At 72.8% G+C, this 16,185-nt stretch carries 15 protein-coding genes; 11 read left to right on the forward strand and 4 right to left on the reverse strand.

Features of this window, described 5'->3' with window-relative positions; translation table 11 throughout:
• Window positions 1-39: 39 nt before the first annotated feature.
• Window positions 40-786 (reverse strand): FadR/GntR family transcriptional regulator, encoded by a 747-nt coding sequence (locus tag M8J73_RS15345; RefSeq protein WP_055537961.1) that lies wholly within the window; start codon window positions 784-786, stop codon window positions 40-42.
• A gap of 85 nt (window positions 787-871) precedes the next feature.
• Here M8J73_RS15345 and M8J73_RS15350 point away from each other — a divergent pair, with 85 nt between their 5' ends.
• Genes M8J73_RS15350 through M8J73_RS15365 form a run of 4 tightly spaced genes read left to right on the forward strand, consistent with a single transcriptional unit; the run spans window position 872 to window position 5,414 of the window.
• Window positions 872-2,230 carry a glutamine synthetase family protein gene (locus M8J73_RS15350; RefSeq protein WP_055537962.1) on the forward strand — a complete coding sequence of 453 codons (1,359 nt, stop codon included), beginning with the start codon at window positions 872-874 and terminating at the stop codon, window positions 2,228-2,230.
• Window positions 2,231-2,256: 26 nt separating this feature from the next.
• Entirely contained in the window at window positions 2,257-3,651 is a 1,395-nt protein-coding gene (locus M8J73_RS15355) for an aldehyde dehydrogenase family protein (protein WP_055537963.1), read from the forward strand.
• Window positions 3,648-4,436, forward strand: coding sequence for a 3-oxoacyl-ACP reductase (locus tag M8J73_RS15360; protein ID WP_055521998.1), 789 nt, complete (start codon window positions 3,648-3,650; stop codon window positions 4,434-4,436). Before M8J73_RS15355 ends, M8J73_RS15360 begins: the two co-directional genes overlap by 4 nt.
• 57 nt (window positions 4,437-4,493) lie before the next feature.
• Window positions 4,494-5,414 carry a DUF2510 domain-containing protein gene (locus M8J73_RS15365; RefSeq protein WP_249828727.1) on the forward strand — a complete coding sequence of 307 codons (921 nt, stop codon included), beginning with the start codon at window positions 4,494-4,496 and terminating at the stop codon, window positions 5,412-5,414.
• Between the two features lie 29 nt (window positions 5,415-5,443).
• Here the strand turns inward: M8J73_RS15365 and M8J73_RS15370 are convergent, their stop codons facing one another.
• The gene (locus M8J73_RS15370) at window positions 5,444-6,646 is read right to left on the reverse strand and encodes an amino acid deaminase/aldolase (protein ID WP_249828728.1); all 1,203 of its coding nucleotides are present in this window, start codon (window positions 6,644-6,646) and stop codon (window positions 5,444-5,446) included.
• A 1,672-nt stretch (window positions 6,647-8,318) separates the two neighbouring features.
• Here M8J73_RS15370 and M8J73_RS15375 point away from each other — a divergent pair.
• Together M8J73_RS15375 and mycP are read left to right on the forward strand one after the other, a co-directional pair.
• The gene (locus M8J73_RS15375) at window positions 8,319-9,353 is read left to right on the forward strand and encodes a hypothetical protein (RefSeq protein WP_249828729.1); all 1,035 of its coding nucleotides are present in this window, start codon (window positions 8,319-8,321) and stop codon (window positions 9,351-9,353) included.
• Window positions 9,350-10,723, forward strand: a complete 1,374-nt coding sequence (mycP, locus tag M8J73_RS15380) for a type VII secretion-associated serine protease mycosin (RefSeq protein WP_249828730.1) — start codon at window positions 9,350-9,352, stop codon at window positions 10,721-10,723. Before M8J73_RS15375 ends, mycP begins: the two co-directional genes overlap by 4 nt.
• A 63-nt stretch (window positions 10,724-10,786) precedes the next feature.
• On the opposite strand, the gene M8J73_RS15385 is transcribed toward mycP, so the two are convergent.
• Complete coding sequence (locus tag M8J73_RS15385; protein ID WP_249828731.1) at window positions 10,787-11,788, reverse strand: serine hydrolase; 1,002 nt, start codon at window positions 11,786-11,788, stop codon at window positions 10,787-10,789.
• Window positions 11,789-11,937: 149 nt separating this feature from the next.
• Between M8J73_RS15385 and M8J73_RS15390 the strand changes: the two genes are divergently transcribed.
• The gene (locus M8J73_RS15390) at window positions 11,938-12,669 is read left to right on the forward strand and encodes an SseB family protein (RefSeq protein ID WP_249828732.1); all 732 of its coding nucleotides are present in this window, start codon (window positions 11,938-11,940) and stop codon (window positions 12,667-12,669) included.
• Window position 12,670: 1 nt separating this feature from the next.
• Here M8J73_RS15390 and M8J73_RS15395 read toward each other — a convergent pair whose 3' ends face one another.
• The gene (locus M8J73_RS15395) at window positions 12,671-13,036 is read right to left on the reverse strand and encodes a DUF1844 domain-containing protein (protein ID WP_055521885.1); all 366 of its coding nucleotides are present in this window, start codon (window positions 13,034-13,036) and stop codon (window positions 12,671-12,673) included.
• 367 nt (window positions 13,037-13,403) lie between these two features.
• Here M8J73_RS15395 and infC point away from each other — a divergent pair, with 367 nt between their 5' ends.
• From infC to M8J73_RS15415, 4 genes are all read left to right on the forward strand, one after another.
• Window positions 13,404-14,081: a translation initiation factor IF-3 gene (gene infC / locus M8J73_RS15400; RefSeq protein WP_079049634.1), complete on the forward strand. Its 678-nt coding sequence runs from the start codon at window positions 13,404-13,406 to the stop codon at window positions 14,079-14,081.
• A gap of 131 nt (window positions 14,082-14,212) precedes the next feature.
• Window positions 14,213-14,407 carry a 50S ribosomal protein L35 gene (gene rpmI, locus M8J73_RS15405; RefSeq protein ID WP_004933563.1) on the forward strand — a complete coding sequence of 65 codons (195 nt, stop codon included), beginning with the start codon at window positions 14,213-14,215 and terminating at the stop codon, window positions 14,405-14,407.
• Window positions 14,408-14,519: 112 nt separating this feature from the next.
• Window positions 14,520-14,903, forward strand: a complete 384-nt coding sequence (gene rplT, locus M8J73_RS15410; protein ID WP_004933571.1) for a 50S ribosomal protein L20 — start codon at window positions 14,520-14,522, stop codon at window positions 14,901-14,903.
• Window positions 14,904-15,271: 368 nt separating this feature from the next.
• Entirely contained in the window at window positions 15,272-16,135 is an 864-nt protein-coding gene (locus M8J73_RS15415; protein ID WP_249828733.1) for a TrmH family RNA methyltransferase, read from the forward strand.
• Window positions 16,136-16,185 lie beyond the last annotated feature (50 nt).

A 16,185-nucleotide genomic window follows, 5' to 3' on the forward strand; every position in this document is an offset into this window, starting at 1 on the left:
AATCCGTGTCCGTCGGGCCTGCCCGCAGGGCCCCGGGTCTCACCCGAGGAAGCCGCGCAGCAGGGCCGCCGTGCCCGCGCAGTGCTCCCGCATGATCTCCCGTGCCGCCTCGGCGTCCTCGTCGAGCACCGCCTCCACCAGGATCGTGTGCTGCTGCTGCGAGTGCTCCAGGTTGCGCACCAGCAGGGGGATGCAGTCGAGCAGGTCGTTCACCCCGGCGCGCACACCGGCGTACTGGGCGGCGAGCGAAGGGGAGCCGGACAGCTCGGCGAGGGTCAGGTGGAACAGGGTGTCCAGGCGGCGGTACTCCGCGAGCGGCGCGTCACGGGTCCGGGACAGGGCCGTACGCAGCCGCTCGGCCTGCTCGTCGGTCAGGCTGTGCGCCGCGCACAGCCCCGCCGCGCCCACCTCCAGCACCTCGCGGAAGCGCAGCGTGTCCTCGACGTCGATGTCCTTCAGCCGCCGGCGCAGTTCGTCCTCGCCCGGGGTCTCGGCGCGCGGCAGCACGAACGTTCCTCCGTAGCGCCCGCGCCGCGCCTCGACCAACCCCTGATCCTGCAGCACCTTCAGGACCTCGCGCAGCGTCACCCGGCTGATCCCGAGCCGTTCGGCCAGGTCGCGCTCGGCCGGCAGGCGCTCGCCGCCCGGCACCAGGCCGAGCCGGACCACCTGGAGGATCTGCTCCAGGGCCTCCTCGAAGCCGTTGCCCGCCCGCACCGGACGCAGTACGGACGCCAGCCGGTCGTCGGCCCACGGACTCTCTGGTCCCGCCCCTGTCCGCGACATGTGGCGGTACCCCCTTCCCATAAAAGGTTCCGGGTAATACCTTATGGCTCCCGGATGGCCGAAGAAGCCCCTAGGAGGCTTTCCCGTGGCAGACCGCACACCCCCGCTCTCCGTCGAGGAACTGCACACCCTCGTCGCCGGCGGCGAGATCGATACTGTCGTCCTGGCCTTCCCCGACATGCAAGGGCGGCTCCAGGGCAAGCGGTTCGCCGCACGCTTCTTCCTGGACGAGGTACTCGCCCACGGCACCGAGGGCTGCAACTACCTCCTCGCCGTCGACACCGAGATGAACACCGTCGACGGCTACGCGATGTCCTCCTGGGACCGGGGCTACGGCGACTTCGCCATGCACCCGGACCTGTCCACCCTGCGCCGGGTGCCCTGGAACGAGGGCACGGCCATGCTGATCGCCGATCTCGCGTGGAACGACGGCTCGCCGGTCGTCGCCGCCCCCCGCCAGATCCTCCGCCGTCAGCTGGAGCGCCTCGCCGAACTGGGCTACACCGCCAAGGTCGGCACGGAGCTGGAGTTCATCGTCTTCAAGGACACCTACGAGCAGGCCTGGGACGCCGGGTACAAGGGCCTCACCCCGGCCAACCAGTACAACATCGACTACTCGGTCCTCGGCACCGGCCGTATCGAGCCCCTCCTCAGGAGGATCCGCAACGAGATGGCGGCCGCCGGGCTGACCGTCGAGTCCGCCAAGGGCGAGTGCAACCCCGGCCAGCACGAGATCGCCTTCAAGTACGACGACGCCCTGGTCACCTGCGACCAGCACGCCATCTACAAGACCGGCGCCAAGGAGATCGCCTCCCAGGAGGGCGTCTCCCTCACCTTCATGGCCAAGTACAACGAACGTGAGGGCAACTCCTGTCACATCCACCTGTCCCTCGCGGACGCCGACGGCGCCAACGTGATGGCCGACGGCCACGGGATGTCGCAGGTCATGCGGCACTTCCTCGCCGGCCAGCTCGCCGCCCTCCGTGACTTCTCGCTGCTCTACGCGCCCAACATCAACTCCTACAAGCGGTTCCAGCCGGGCTCCTTCGCCCCCACCGCCGTCGCCTGGGGCCACGACAACCGGACCTGCGCCCTCAGGGTCGTCGGCCACGGCCGCTCCATGCGGTTCGAGAACCGGCTCCCCGGCGGCGACGTCAACCCGCACCTCGCCGTCGCCGGGCTCGTCGCGGCCGGACTGTACGGCATCGAACAGAAGCTGGAACTGCCGGACGTGTGCGAGGGCAACGCCTACACCGGCGACTACGCCCATGTGCCGACCACCCTGCGCGAGGCCGCCGAGCTGTGGGCCAACAGCCCCATCGCCAAGGCCGCCTTCGGCGACGAGGTCGTCGCCCACTACCTCAACATGGCGCGGGTCGAGCTGGCCGCCTTCGACGCCGCCGTCACCGACTGGGAGCTGCGCCGCTCCTTCGAACGCCTGTGAACCACGCCCCGCGGAAAGGCCCTTACTTGTCCGGACAGTCCCCGCAGTACGAGCAGCAGCTCCAGGTACTGAACCCCGCCACCGAGGAGGTCGTCGCCACCGTCCCCGCCGCCACCCCGGCGGACGTCGACGCGGCCGTCTCCCTGGCGACGAAGGCCCAGCGGGCCTGGGCCGCGCTGGCCCCCGCCGACCGGGCCCGGCTGCTGCGCCGGTTCGCCGTCACCGTGGACGAGCACCTGGAGGAGCTGGCCCTCCTGGAGGTCCGCGAGGCCGGGCACACCATCGGCAACGCCCGCTGGGAAGCCGGCAACGTCCGAGACCTGCTCGACTACGCGGCCGGCGGCGTCGAACGCCTCACCGGACGGCAGATCCCCGTCCCCGGCGGCCTCGACGTCACCATCCTCGAACCCCTCGGCGTGGTCGGCGTGATCGCCCCCTGGAACTTCCCGATGCCCATCGCGGCCTGGGGCGTCGCCCCCGCGCTCGCGGCGGGCAACGCGGTGCTCCTCAAACCGGCCGAGACCACCCCGCTCACCGCCCTCCGCCTCGCGGAGCTGGCACGTGAGGCGGGACTCCCCGAGGGCCTGTTCCAGGTGCTGCCCGGACACGGCGCCGTCACGGGCAACGCCCTCGTCGAACACCCCGGCGTCGCGAAGATCGTCTTCACCGGTTCGACGGCCGTGGGCAAGCAGGTGCTGGCCAAGGGCTCGGCGCTCCTCAAGCGCGTCACGCTCGAACTCGGCGGCAAGAGCCCCAACATCGTCTTCGCCGACTCCGACCTCGAAGCCGCCGCGGCCGCCGCCCCCATGTCGTTCCTCGACAACTCCGGCCAGGACTGCTGCGCCCGCACCCGCATCCTCGTGCAGCGCTCCGTCCACGACCGCTTCCTCGACCTGCTCGCCCCCGGCATCGAGTCGGTCCGCGTCGGCGACCCGGCCGACGAGGCCACCCAGATGGGCCCGCTGATCTCCGCCGTCCAGCTCGACCGCGTCCGCGCCTACGTCGACCCGGACGCGCCCGGCATCCGCGGCAAGGCCCCCGAGGGCCCCGGCTTCTGGTTCCCGCCGACCGTCCTCACCGGTGTCGAACCGCACGCGCGCGTGGCCGCCGAGGAGGTCTTCGGCCCGGTCGCCGTCGTCCTCCCCTTCGACGACGAGGCCGACGCGATCCGCCTCGCCAACGACACCCCGTACGGCCTCTCCGGCTCCATCTGGACCCGGGACGTCGGCCGTGCCCTGCGCGTCTCGCAGGCCGTCCGCGCGGGCAACCTGTCCGTCAACTCCCACTCCAGCGTCCGCTACTGGACACCCTTCGGCGGCTTCAAGCAGTCCGGAATCGGCCGCGAACTCGGCCCGGACGCCCTGACCGCCTTCACCGAAACCAAGAACGTCTTCATCAGCACGGAGGGCCCCGCACTGTGACCCAGCCCCAGGACACCATCTGCCGCCGACTCGTCGGCCGTACCGCCGTCATCACCGGCGCCGGCAGCGGCATCGGCCTCGCCACAGCCCGCCGCCTCGCCTCCGAGGGCGCCCACGTCGTCTGCGGCGACGTGGACGAGGCGCGCGGCAAGGCGGCCGCCGAGGAGGTCGGCGGGATCTTCGTGAAGGTCGACGTCACCGACGCCGAGCAGGTGGAGGCGCTGTTCAAGACCGCGTACGACACCTACGGCAGCGTCGACATCGCCTTCAACAACGCGGGCATCTCCCCGCCCGACGACGACTCCATCCTGGAGACCGGCCTGGAGGCCTGGAAGCGGGTCCAGGAGGTCAACCTCACCTCGGTCTACCTGTGTTGCAAGGCGGCCATCCCGTACATGCGGCGCCAGGGCAAGGGCTCCATCATCAACACCGCCTCCTTCGTGGCCCGGATGGGCGCGGCGACCTCCCAGATCTCGTACACGGCCTCCAAGGGCGGTGTGCTGGCGATGTCCCGCGAGCTGGGCGTGCAGTTCGCCCGGGAGGGCATCCGCGTCAACGCCCTGTGCCCCGGCCCGGTCAACACCCCGCTGCTGCAGGAGCTGTTCGCCAAGGACCCGGAGCGGGCCGCGCGCCGCCTGGTGCACATCCCGGTCGGACGTTTCGCGGAGGCCGAGGAGATGGCCGCCGCCGTGGCCTTCCTCGCGAGCGACGACTCGTCCTTCGTGAACGCCACCGACTTCCTGGTCGACGGCGGCATCTCGGGCGCCTACGTCACCCCGCTCTAAAGCATCGGGACACCGCACCGGGAACACCCACCCTGCCGGTGTGATTAAAGTGCCGGGATGAGCAGTTCGCCGCCGCCCGGCTGGTACCGCGACCCGTCCTACCCGCTCACCGAACGCTGGTGGGACGGGTCCGCGTGGACCGACCACCGGCGCCAGCCGGAGCAGCCCGTCCCGCTCCCGACCCAGCCCCGGCCGCCCAAACGCCCCGGGCGCACCAAGCTGATCGCGCTGGCCGCCACCGGGGCCGTGCTGATCGCCGGAGCGGTCACCGGCGGCGTCCTCGTCCTGGGCGGCGACGGCGACGGGGGTCAGGAGACACGAACGGCCCCCACCACCCCGTCGTCCGGCGGCGCCGAGAGCCCGTCCCCGACCGCCCCGTCCGCGTCCCCCTCCGGCTCCGGGGGCGGCGGTGACGCGTCCGTCGTCGTGGACGACCTCAACGGCATCACCTTCCCGGTCCTCGACGGCTGGACCGACGGCGCGGACGCCGACGAGGACGCCGTCCTCGTCACCGACGGCACCTACGACTGCCCCGGCGACGACGGCCTGTGCCGCAGCGGCTGGGTCTACTCGCGCACCGTCACCCAGAGCGACGAGACGTCCCCGAAGGCCCTCGCCGAGAACGACATCGAGGACGCCGCGAACGACGCGTACGACCGCGACGACCTGGACCGGCGTCCGTACGACGGCATCACCGGCCACGAGGTCGTCGGCTCCGGCTCGGTGGCCGTCGCGGGGCGCGCCGGCTACTTCGTGCGCTGGCGGGTCACCACCGACGCCGGGCCCGGCGGGTACGTCCAGTCCCTCGTCTTCCCGTCCAGCGTCGGCTCCGAGGCGCCGGTCCTCGTCCGGTTCGCCGTCGACGCGGGGGACGACGGCCCGCCGGTCGGCGACATCGACCGGATCGTCCGGGGCATCCGGGCGGTCGGCGACGAGAAGACCGGCGGGGGAGTGGGCAGCAGCCTGGGCCCGCGATGACATGCAGGGCCCGGGCGCACCACCGGGTCCTACAGGAAGGTGTGGCCCTCGCCCCGGTACGTCGGGACCGTCGCCGTCACCTCGTCGCCCTCCACCAGGTGCAGCACGTCGAACCGCTCGCACAGCTCCCCGGCCTTGGCGTGCCGGAACCACACCTTGTCGCCGAGCAGCAGATCGTCCGCGGGGGCGCCGAGCAGCGGGGTCTGCACCTCGCCCGGCCCCTCCTGCGGGTCGTACTTCAGCCCCTCCGGCAGATACGGCACCGGCAGCCGGTCCGGCCCCGCGGCACCGGAGGCGGGGTACCCGCCGCCGAGCACGGTGACCACACCGACACCGGGGCGCCGGACCACGGGCATCGCGAACAGCGCGGCCGGACGCCCGCTGAACGACGTGTAGTTGTCGAAGAGGCGGGGCACGTAGAGCCCGGACCCGGCGCCGATCTCGGTGACCGCGTCCTCCGCCGCCGTGTGCTGCACGCTGCCCGTGCCACCGCCGTTGACGAACTCCAGGTCCGGCGCCACCCGCCGCACGGCACGGACGACCTCCGCCCGGCGGGCGGCCAGTTCCTTCTTCGCGGTGGCCTGCATCAGCCGCACCGCCCGCGAACGGAGGGGCCGCCCGGCCACCGAGTCGCCCACACCGGCGATATGGCCCTCGTACGCCATGATCCCGACCAGCTTGAACCCCGGCCGCTCGGCCACGGCGCGCGCCACCTCGGCGACCTGCTCGGGGGAGTGCAGCGGCGAACGCCGCGCCCCGATCCGCACCCGGCCTCCGAGAAGCTTCAGCGAGGTGTCCAACTCCAGGCAGACGCGCACCACTTCGGTGCCGCCGCGCCGTGAGTTCTCGATCAGCTGGAGGTGGGCGGGGTCGTCGACCATCACCGTGACGGCGGCGGCGAGCTTGGGATCGCCCGCCAGTTCCGCGAAGGCGTCCTGGTCGGCGGACGGATAGGCGAGGAGGATGTCGTCGAACCCGGAACGGGCCAGCCACAGGGACTCGGCGAGAGTGAACGACATGATGCCCTGGAAGCCCTCACGGGCCAGGACCCTCTCCAGCAGTGCCCGGCAGCGAACGGACTTGCTCGCGACGCGGATCGGCTTGCCGCCGGCCCTTCGGGCGAGGTCGTCGGCGTTCGCGTCGAAGGCGTCGAGGTCGACGATCGCCAGAGGTGCGTCGAGATGAGCGGTGGCCCGGTCGTAGCGGGCCCGGTCGGCGGCGCGCGCAGTCATGAACGAAGCCTGCCAGACATGATTACCGCAGGGTAGGGGGACGTTCCGGGCTAAAGCCCCGGTGCCGCCGACTGGTTCCCGCTCGACCCCGGGCAACCCGTAGAGTGACGCGAACGCAGGGGACGACCTCGACGGGGATGCCGATCCGCTGCCACGGGTATGGCTTGCGTGTGGTGTGACCACGGGTGCGGTCGGCCCGTGGTGTGGCGCATGTCCATGGGAGCGAACCCGTCGCATGCGTGCCGGTCGCTCCCCGTGGGTGGCCGGGACCCGGACGTTTTCCGGGTCGGCCCGGGCTCGAGGAAACGGGGGGTGCATGAGCACGGAAGCGCGTCGCGCCTCCATCCCCCCACGCCCACCGGGGCGCCCCTCCACACCGCCGCACATCCCCGCGCCGCCCACCACCCCACCCCAGAGCACCGTGCCCCCCACCGACACCCCGCCGCCGCGCCGCGAGTCCACGCCCACCGCCGACACCCCGCGAGGCGGACGCCCGCCCGGCGACGGCACTTCCGGCCCGCGCCCTGGTGGTGCGCCGGGGGGACGCCCCTTCCTCGGCAGTGGCTCCGGCGCACGCCCTACGGGCGACAGCGCCTCCGACGCGCGGGCGAACGGCGGACGGCCGTCCAGGACGCCCATGACGGGGGAGAGTGCGTTCGGACCACGCCCGTTCTTCGGGGCCGCCGGTCCCGCCGGCCGTCCGCCCACCGGGAACACCACGTCCGGTTCAGGTGGTGCACGAGCTTCTGCCGAGAACGCGTCCGACGGGAACGTATCCGGTGGGAAGGTGCCCGACGGGAACGTGTCCGGCGGCGGTGCCTCTGCCGGGGGTGACTCCGCGGGAGGTGCCTTCATCGGGGGTGCTTTCGACGGGCCGTCGTCGGTGCGCTCTGACGGATCGGTGCCTGCCGGCCCACGCGGGGGCGAGTCGGGGACGCGGCCTTCGAACGGTTCCTCGTCGACCCTGCCGCCGCGGCCGGGCCGGGCGCCGTCCACCGGGGAGACGCCCGCCGTGCCCCGGCGTCCGCAGCGACCGCCCACGACAGGGATGCCCGCACGGCCCACCGCTCCGCCCCGCCCCTCCTCGGCACCCTCCACGACCCAGGGCGCCCCCAGGGACGACCGGCGCGGGGACCCGGCGGACGCGCAGCGGCCTCCGCACGGCTCCGACACCGCCAGGACGACACGCGCGCACCGGAGTTCCGGTGAGCGGGCCGGCTCGACGCCCGCACCTGCGCAGGGGTCCGGCCCGTTCCCCGGCCGGCAGCCCTCGCAGGCGTCCGGCCCGTTCTCCTCCGGTAGGGAACCCTCGCAGGGCTCCGCGACGGACGGCGGCCCGGCCGCACGGAACCGTGCGGAAAACCCGCGCTTCTCCGACTTCCGCAGGACCGCCGCGGCGAGCGGCGCGACCCCGCCACCCCCCGCGGCCTCGGCCCGCTTCCCCGACACCCCGCCCAGCTCCACCCCCCGCCAGGCCGACCGGCTGACGGGCCGGCAGCCCAGCGGCGCCGCATCCCGTCCCGGAGGTCAGCCGCCCGTCGCCCCCGCTGCGCGTCCTGCCGCGCGGCCTTCCGGTGGTACTCCGCACCCGTCCCGGCTCCCCGGGCAGTCCTCCGGTGGTGTTCCGCCGCGCCCCGAGGGGGCGCCCTCCGCTTCCACGGTTCGCGGGGGTGTGCCCACGGGGGCCGGGGGCTCCGTCTCCGGGGCGAAGGGGGAGCCGCGTGGTTCTCTGTCCGGGGACGGCGGTGCCGAGGCCGGGCGGCGGTTGCGGCCCGGGGATCCCGGTCATCCGGGGGCCTGGCAGCCGCCCTCCGGGGCCTCCCGGCGCTCCGTCGACGCCATCGACGACGCGCTCGGCGGCAGTTCCGGGCGGCCCTACGTGACGTTCGCCGAGCCCGACACCTCGCCGTGGACCTCGGCCGAGTCGGACGGCGACGTACGGCGCAGACCGCGCCCGACCGGCGCCCGCGCGGCAGCCATGGCCGCCTGCGTGGTGCTCGGCGTCGGCCTCATCGGCGGTGCGGCGGCGGGCAGTTGGCTCACCGGCGACTCGGGTCCTGACGGCACCCGCGTCGGCTTCGCCGCGGCCGGCGCCCTCTGGCACGGCGTACCCGTCGACGAACTGTTCCCGCCCACCGTGCAGGGAGAGGGCGCCGGCCCCGGCAGCACCGACCGCACCTGGACCCGCGTCGCCGTCGCCCCCGACAGCGGCTGCGCCGACGCCTTCGACCCCCTGCTGCGCCAGGCCCTCGCCCCCGTCGGCTGCCTGCGTCTGCTGCGCGCCACCTACACCGACGCGACCCGCAGCAACGTCACCACCGTCGGCCTGATGTTCACCAAGGCCGACGCCACCGCCATGGCCACCCTCAAGGCCCATTTCGCGCGCGACGGCCTCGACCGGCGCACCGACCTGATGCCCCGCCCGTACGCGGCCAAGGGCACCGTCGCCGCCGGCTTCGGCGACGCCCAGCGGGCCTCCTGGACCATCTCCGTCCTCACCGACGTCCCCGTCGTCGTGTACGCGGTCTCCGGTTTCGCCGACGGCCGCACCGTCACCGAACCGCAGCCCGCCGCCGACGCGATGCAGGCCGACGCCACCACCGCCGCAGCCCAGGCCGGTCTCGGCCACGAGGCCCAGGGCCTCGCCGACCGCATCGAACGCGGCCTCCGCAAGACCGCCGCGTCCGCCTCGGAGCAGCCTTCATGACCGCCGAGGGGACCGGGAGCGCCGACACGGCCGAGGGCATCCGGCAGGCCCGCCTCTCTCCGACCGCCGCGTACCCACAGAAGGTCCCGACCCGCGTGACGTCGTACCCCGAGCCGGGGGAACCGGCACCGACCCTCGCCGTGGCGGGGGACCCCGCACCCGCCGCCTGCACACCCGCGCGGACCCGCCCTGCCCGCCACCCCCGGCGCACCGCCCTGCTGGCTCTCCCCCTCGCCTTCTCCCTGGCCCTCCTGCCCTCCACCGCCGCCCACGCCGACGGCATCCGGGACCAGCAGTGGGCGCTCGACGCGATGCACACCGAGGAGGCATGGCGGACGACCAAGGGGGAGGGGATCACCGTCGCGGTGCTCGACACCGGCGTCGACGACGAGCACCCCGACCTCGTCGGGAACGTCCTCCCGACCAGGGACCTGGTCGGCTTCGGGGCCTCGCGGGGCGACCGCTCCTGGGCCCGGCACGGCACCGCCATGGCCGGCATCATCGCCGGTCACGGCCACGGCGTGAACAACGACGACGGCGTCCTCGGCATCGCCCCCGAGGCGCGGATCCTGCCCGTCCGCGTCATCCTGGAGGACGGCGACTCCGCCCGCTCCAAGGCCCGCAGCACCCGCGGCAACGCCCTCGCCGAGGGCATCCGCTGGGCCGCCGACCAGGGCGCCGACGTCATCAACCTCTCCCTCGGCGACGACTCCGAGTCCGCCCACCCCGAGCCCTCCGAGGACGCGGCCGTCCAGTACGCCCTGAGAAAGGGCTCGGTCGTCGTCGCCTCCGCCGGCAACGGCGGCAAGAAGGGCGACCACGTCTCGTACCCGGCGGCCTATCCGGGCGTCATCGCGGTGACCGCCGTCGACGAGGACGGCGACCGCGCCCCGTTCTCCACCCGCCGCTGGTACGCGACCGTCAGCGCGCCCGGCGTCGATGTCGTCATCGCCGACCCCGACCGCAAGTACTACGAGGGCTGGGGCACCAGCGCCGCCGCGGCCTTCGTCTCCGGTGCCGCCGCCCTCGTCAAGGCGGCCCACCCCGGCCTGACCCCGGCCCAGGTGAAACGGCTCCTGGAGGACACCGCTCGCGACGCCCCGGTCGGCGGCCGTGACGACTCCCGCGGGTTCGGCTTCGTCGACCCGGCCGCCGCCATCAAGGAGGGCGGCAGGCTCAGGCCCGACGACCTCACGTCCGCGGCGTACGGCCGCAAGTACTTCGGGCCCGGCCCCGACCCCGTGAAGGAGAAGGACACCTCCTCCGGCTGGGCGGCCCCCGCCGCCGGCGGCCTCGGCGTCGCCCTCCTCATCACGGCCGTCGTCATCTGGCGCGGCGACCGCCGACGGCCGGACGAGTTCCTGATCTGACAGGACGGGGGTGTGGCCCGCCGCGCGCTCCTCGCGGACGTCACCCGGTGCCCGAACCGATCGCTACGACGAGAACACCGACACCCCGGCCCTGGCCGCCGCCTCGACCAGAGCGATCCCCTTCGCCTTCGTCGTGTTGCCGTGCGACACCACCGCGACCAGGTAGTCCCGCCCGTCCACGGTGACCCGGCCGACGCTGTTGATCACCCACAGCCCGGTGGCCGTACGCGGCAGCCACCCGTTCTTCAGCGCGAACCGCACTCCGGAGGAATCCGTGGAGCCGTCCGCTGCCGCTGCCGCCGACACCCCCCAGTCCTGGCCCACCGCGACCTGCCCCATCAGCCGCCGCACATACGTCCGCGAGGCCCCGCTCAGCTCCGACTCGTCGTCGTCCCCGAACACCTGGCGGAGCAGGACCAGTTGGTCGGCGGCCGTGGTGCGGGTCAGGCCCCAGTACAGGCCGTCGCCGCCCTCCGTCTCCGTCAGACCGAACCGTTCGTTCGCCGCGTCCAGGCCCCTCGCCTCACCGACGGCCTTCCACAGCGCCGTCGCGGCCGTGTTGTCGCTGTCGCGGATCATCGTGGCGGCGTACGCCTTCTCCCGCGCCGTGAGCCCCCGGCCCGCGTCCTGCGCCTGGAGCAGCAGCGCGGCCAGGATGTCCATCTTCACGATGCTCGCGGTCTCGAACCGCCCGTCCCCGTACACCGCGGCGTCCCCGGACCCCACGTCCAGCACGGCGACCGAGAAGGCCGCCCCGTCCTCGACCGGAACCTCCGCCAGGGCCGTCGCGAGCAGCGCGTCGTGATCCACCTCGGGCACCGCCACAGGTTCCACCGACGCCTCCTCCACGTCCGCGCCCGGCGTGGTGGAAGCGGAGGCCGAGGGCGATACCGACGATGACGCCGCCGACGATACGGCCGGGCCCCCGCCGTCCTGCGCCCGGGCCGTCACGTACACGGTCCCGGCGGCGGTCCCGCACACCAGGAGGGCGGCGGCCAGGAAGGCACGGAGGAGGGGGCGGCGCACGGCCGGGCGGGCCGGGCGACGGGCTCTGCGAGGAGGCATGCCGCGATGGTGGCGGGCCGTGCTGTGCGGTGGGTTAGGCGGATGTTAGAGCCAGGTCAGGACCCGCTGAGAAAGCTGTGAGTGAGGTGACGGTCACGTTTCCTGCCCGGCGAACGCCCCGGAGCCCTCCCCCGGTAGGGTCGACAACCGTGGCGAACAAGAACATCCCCGACCCCGGCTACTCCGACGACGACGGCTCCGCCGACCCCCGGCTGAGCGCCGCGCTCACCGCCTGGGCCGAGGACCGCACCGCCGTCGGCCCCGTCCTCGAAGCGCTCAAGGAGGCCCGGCTGCTCGTGCCCGTCGTGGCCGTGCTCGGCGAGGTCGAGGAGGACGAGAACGGGCTGCGCCGCGAGAAGACCAGCGACATGGCCGTACCCACCCTGAAGGCCGGCCACCGCACCGCCCTGCCCGCCTTCACCTCCACCGACTCCCTCGCCCGCTGGGACCCCGCCGCCCGCCCCGTCGCCGTACCGACGCACCAGGCCCTCCAGGCCGCCGCGCACGAGAAGGCCGACACCCTTGTCCTGGACCTGGCGGGGCCCGTGCCGTTCGAGCTGACCGGATCCGCGCTGCTCGCGCTCGCCGAGGGACGTACGACGGCCGACCCGCTCGCCGACCCCGCCGTCCTCGCCGCGGTGCGCGCGGCCGTGGCCGCCGAGCCCTCCGTGCTCCGCGCCCACCTCGGGCCCGGACAGTCCGACGGCACCCTCGCCCTGGTCCTCGACCCCGCCGCCGCCCCCGCCGAGGCCGCCCGCGCGGTCGCCTCACGGCTGGCCGCCGACGAAACACTCAGGGCCCGCCTGGTGCGCGGCCTCGACCTGGCACTCCTGCCGGCCGGAACCACGCCTCCGGGCGAGCCCCTGTACGTGAAGGACTGACTCAGCCGTAGATCGGGCCGGTGTACTTCTCGCCCGGGCCCTGGCCCGGGTCGTCCGGTACGACCGACGCCTCGCGGAACGCCAGCTGGAGCGACTTCAGACCGTCGCGCAGTGGCGCCGCGTGGAACGAGCTGATCTCCGTCGTGGACGCGTCGAGCAGACCGGCGAGGGCGTGCACCAGCTTCCGGGCCTCGTCCAGGTCCTTGTACTTGTCGCCCTCCTCGGTCAGACCCAGCTTCACCGCGGCAGCGCTCATCAGATTGACGGCGACCGTCACGATCACCTCGACCGCCGGGACCTCGGCGATGTCACGGGTCATCGAGTCGAAGTCGGGGGACTCGGGGGACTCAGGAGGGGTGTCACTCATGCCCCACACGATAGGCCCCGGCGCGTACGCTCCCACCTGCGGGAGTCCGCTGCGCCCCGATTGGCACCCCAGGTTTGAACCCGCTATGGTTATGTCTACGACCGGCTGGACACTTGTGTGCCCGGCCCGCAAGTGGAGGCTCCGAACTCCCACCTGACCATCCTTCGGGACGGCAGGTCACCGGTCAGACGGCCCCCACCGTTCCGTACGGACGGTGGAGTCGTCCGAATCGCGCCCCGCGGCTGCCGCGGCGGTGCTCCGGCAGTCATTGGAGCCCCGCCTGTGTCCCGTCCGGGGCATTTTTCATGCGCCGCGATGGTTGGTCCTTATGTCAACCAGACATGACGCGGCGGTCCGCCAGACCGTCGTGGGGTGCTACCGAGGAGGATCCATCAGCGCCGAGCCCCGCATCAACGACCGGATTCGCGTTCCCGAGGTGCGACTTGTCGGTCCCAGCGGCGAGCAGGTCGGAATTGTTCCGCTTGCCAAGGCCCTGGAGCTTGCGCAGGAGTACGACCTCGACCTGGTCGAGGTGGCCGCGAACGCACGTCCGCCGGTCTGCAAGCTCATGGACTACGGGAAGTTCAAGTACGAGTCGGCCATGAAGGCCCGTGAGGCGCGCAAGAACCAGGCGCACACGGTCATCAAGGAGATGAAGCTCCGGCCGAAGATCGACCCGCACGACTATGACACCAAGAAGGGTCACGTCGTCCGGTTCCTCAAGCAGGGCGACAAGGTCAAGATCACGATCATGTTCCGTGGTCGCGAGCAGTCCCGGCCCGAGCTGGGCTACCGACTGCTGCAGCGTCTCGCGGAGGACGTCCAGGACCTCGGGTTCGTCGAGTCGAACCCGAAGCAGGACGGCCGAAACATGATCATGGTTCTCGGTCCGCACAAGAAGAAGACCGAGGCGATGGCCGAGGCCCGTCAGGCTCAGGAAGCGCGGAAGGCGGAAGCGAAGGCCAACCCTGGCAAGTCGCAGAACGCCGCCGACGCCGAGCACGTCGAGGTCGAGGCGCCGGCCGAGGAGCCTGCCGAGGCGTAAGTCCCCGGGACGAGAGTCCTGGGGAAGCCCTGGACGCGAGTCCGGGGTGTCAACCGATAGAAATGACGTTCCGTCGTGCCCGGTTTAGCGACCGGGCACCGGAGCGCCACTGACGAGGAGAGAACGGCGCTATGCCGAAGAACAAGTCGCACAGCGGTGCCAGCAAGCGCTTCAAGGTCACCGGCTCCGGCAAGGTGCTCCGTGAGCGCGCCGGCAAGCGCCACCTGCTCGAGCACAAGTCGTCCCGCGTGACGCGTCGCCTCACCGGCAACGCCGAGATGGCCCCGGGCGACGCCGCGAAGATCAAGAAGCTTCTCGGCAAGTGACGAAGCGGCGCTGATCGTCCGTCGATCACCCAGCGCCGTACGTCTGGACCGGGACCCAATCGATTTCGGGTCGTGTGAGGACAACCACGACCCCGCTACAAGGAGTTAAAAAGTGGCACGCGTCAAGCGGGCAGTCAACGCCCACAAGAAGCGCCGGGCGATCCTCGAGCAGGCCTCCGGCTACCGCGGTCAGCGTTCGCGCCTGTACCGCAAGGCCAAGGAGCAGGTCACCCACTCGCTGGTCTACAACTACAACGACCGCAAGAAGCGCAAGGGCGACTTCCGTCAGCTGTGGATCCAGCGCATCAACGCCGCTGCCCGCGCCAACGGCATCACGTACAACCGCTTCATCCAGGGTCTGAAGGCCGCGAACGTCGAGGTCGACCGCAAGATCCTCGCCGAGCTGGCCGTCAACGACGCCACCGCGTTCGCCGCGCTGGTCGAGGTCGCGCAGAAGGCGCTGCCGGCGGACGTCAACGCGCCGAAGGCCGCGTGACGCTGCGCTGGCCTTGAGCCGGATGTCGATGTGAACCCCGGACCCGTGGGCCTTTCGAGGCTTGCGGGTCCGGGTGTTTGTTGCGCCTGCCAGCTCGGGGGTGCGGGTTCTCTTGGCGGGTGCGGGTTCGTTGTGGTTTCTCGCGCAGTTCCCCGCGCCCCTGAAGGCTTGGGCCTGCGGCCCGGCCTTCATCCTGAAAAGCACGGGGCGTAGCCCCGGTCGCTTTTCAGGGGCGCGGGGCGGTGACACATGCGGCTGTGCCGCGTGGGCGCGAACAACCCCCACTAGCCCGCAGCCGCCAACGCACCCGTACCCCCGAGTTCCAAGGCGCCCCCTCCACCACCCCCCGCCCGACCCGAAGGTGATCCATGTCCGCCGCCCCCGAGTTGATCTCCCCCCGTTCCGCCCGGGTCTCCGCCGCTCGGCGGCTCGCCAAGCGGAACTTTCGGGGCAAGGACCGCCTGTTCCTCGCCGAGGGCCCCCAGGCGGTGCGGGAGGCGGCGGCGCACCGCGCGCCGGCCGACGGCACGCCCACCCTCGTCGAACTGTTCGCCACGGTCGACGCCGCGGAGCGGTACGCCGACATCGTCGGCGAGGCCCGCGCCGCGGGCGCCCGCGTGCACCTCACCGACGAGACCGTCATCGCCGACATCTCCACGACCGTCACCCCGCAGGGCCTCGTCGGGATCTGCCGCTTCCTCGACACCCCGTTCGAGGAGATCCTCGCCGCCCGCCCCAAGCTCGTCGCCGTCCTCGCCCACGTCCGCGACCCCGGCAACGCCGGCACCGTCCTGCGGTGCGCCGACGCCGCCGGCGCCGAGGCCGTCGTCCTCACCGACGCGTCCGTGGACCTCTACAACCCCAAGGCCGTCCGGGCCTCCGTGGGGTCGCTGTTCCATCTGCCCGTCGCCGTCGGCGTGCCCGTCGAGCAGGCCGTCGCGGGGCTCAAGGACGCCGGCGTCCGCATCCTCGCCGCCGACGGCGCCGGGCAGGACGACCTCGACGACGAACTGGACAAGGGCACCATGGGCGGGCCCACGGCCTGGGTGTTCGGCAACGAGGCATGGGGGCTCCCGGAGGAGACCCGGGCGCTCGCCGACGCCGTCGTACGGGTTCCCATCCACGGAAAGGCGGAGAGCCTGAACCTCGCGACCGCCGCCGCCGTATGTCTCTACGCGTCCGCCCGTGCACAGCGCGCCTTCGGAGGGTGCCGCACCGTCACTCCCAGCTAGTAGGGTGACGGGCTCGGGGGCCCACTGCACAACGGAAGAGGTGGGGTACG

Source organism: Streptomyces neyagawaensis (assembly GCF_023516595.1).
Taxonomy (GTDB): domain Bacteria; phylum Actinomycetota; class Actinomycetes; order Streptomycetales; family Streptomycetaceae; genus Streptomyces; species Streptomyces neyagawaensis.

Excerpts from the sequence above, each read along its gene's own strand:
- M8J73_RS15345 (WP_055537961.1), bottom strand. The coding sequence starts at position 786 with ATGTCGCGGACAGGGGCGGGACCAGAGAGTCCGTGGGCCGACGACCGG.
- M8J73_RS15365 (WP_249828727.1), top strand. The coding sequence starts at position 4,494 with ATGAGCAGTTCGCCGCCGCCCGGCTGGTACCGCGACCCGTCCTACCCG.
- M8J73_RS15370 (WP_249828728.1), bottom strand. The coding sequence starts at position 6,646 with ATGACTGCGCGCGCCGCCGACCGGGCCCGCTACGACCGGGCCACCGCT.
- mycP (WP_249828730.1), top strand. The coding sequence starts at position 9,350 with ATGACCGCCGAGGGGACCGGGAGCGCCGACACGGCCGAGGGCATCCGG.
- M8J73_RS15385 (WP_249828731.1), bottom strand. The coding sequence starts at position 11,788 with ATGCCTCCTCGCAGAGCCCGTCGCCCGGCCCGCCCGGCCGTGCGCCGC.
- M8J73_RS15395 (WP_055521885.1), bottom strand. The coding sequence starts at position 13,036 with ATGAGTGACACCCCTCCTGAGTCCCCCGAGTCCCCCGACTTCGACTCG.
- rpmI (WP_004933563.1), top strand. The coding sequence starts at position 14,213 with ATGCCGAAGAACAAGTCGCACAGCGGTGCCAGCAAGCGCTTCAAGGTC.
- M8J73_RS15415 (WP_249828733.1), top strand. The coding sequence starts at position 15,272 with ATGTCCGCCGCCCCCGAGTTGATCTCCCCCCGTTCCGCCCGGGTCTCC.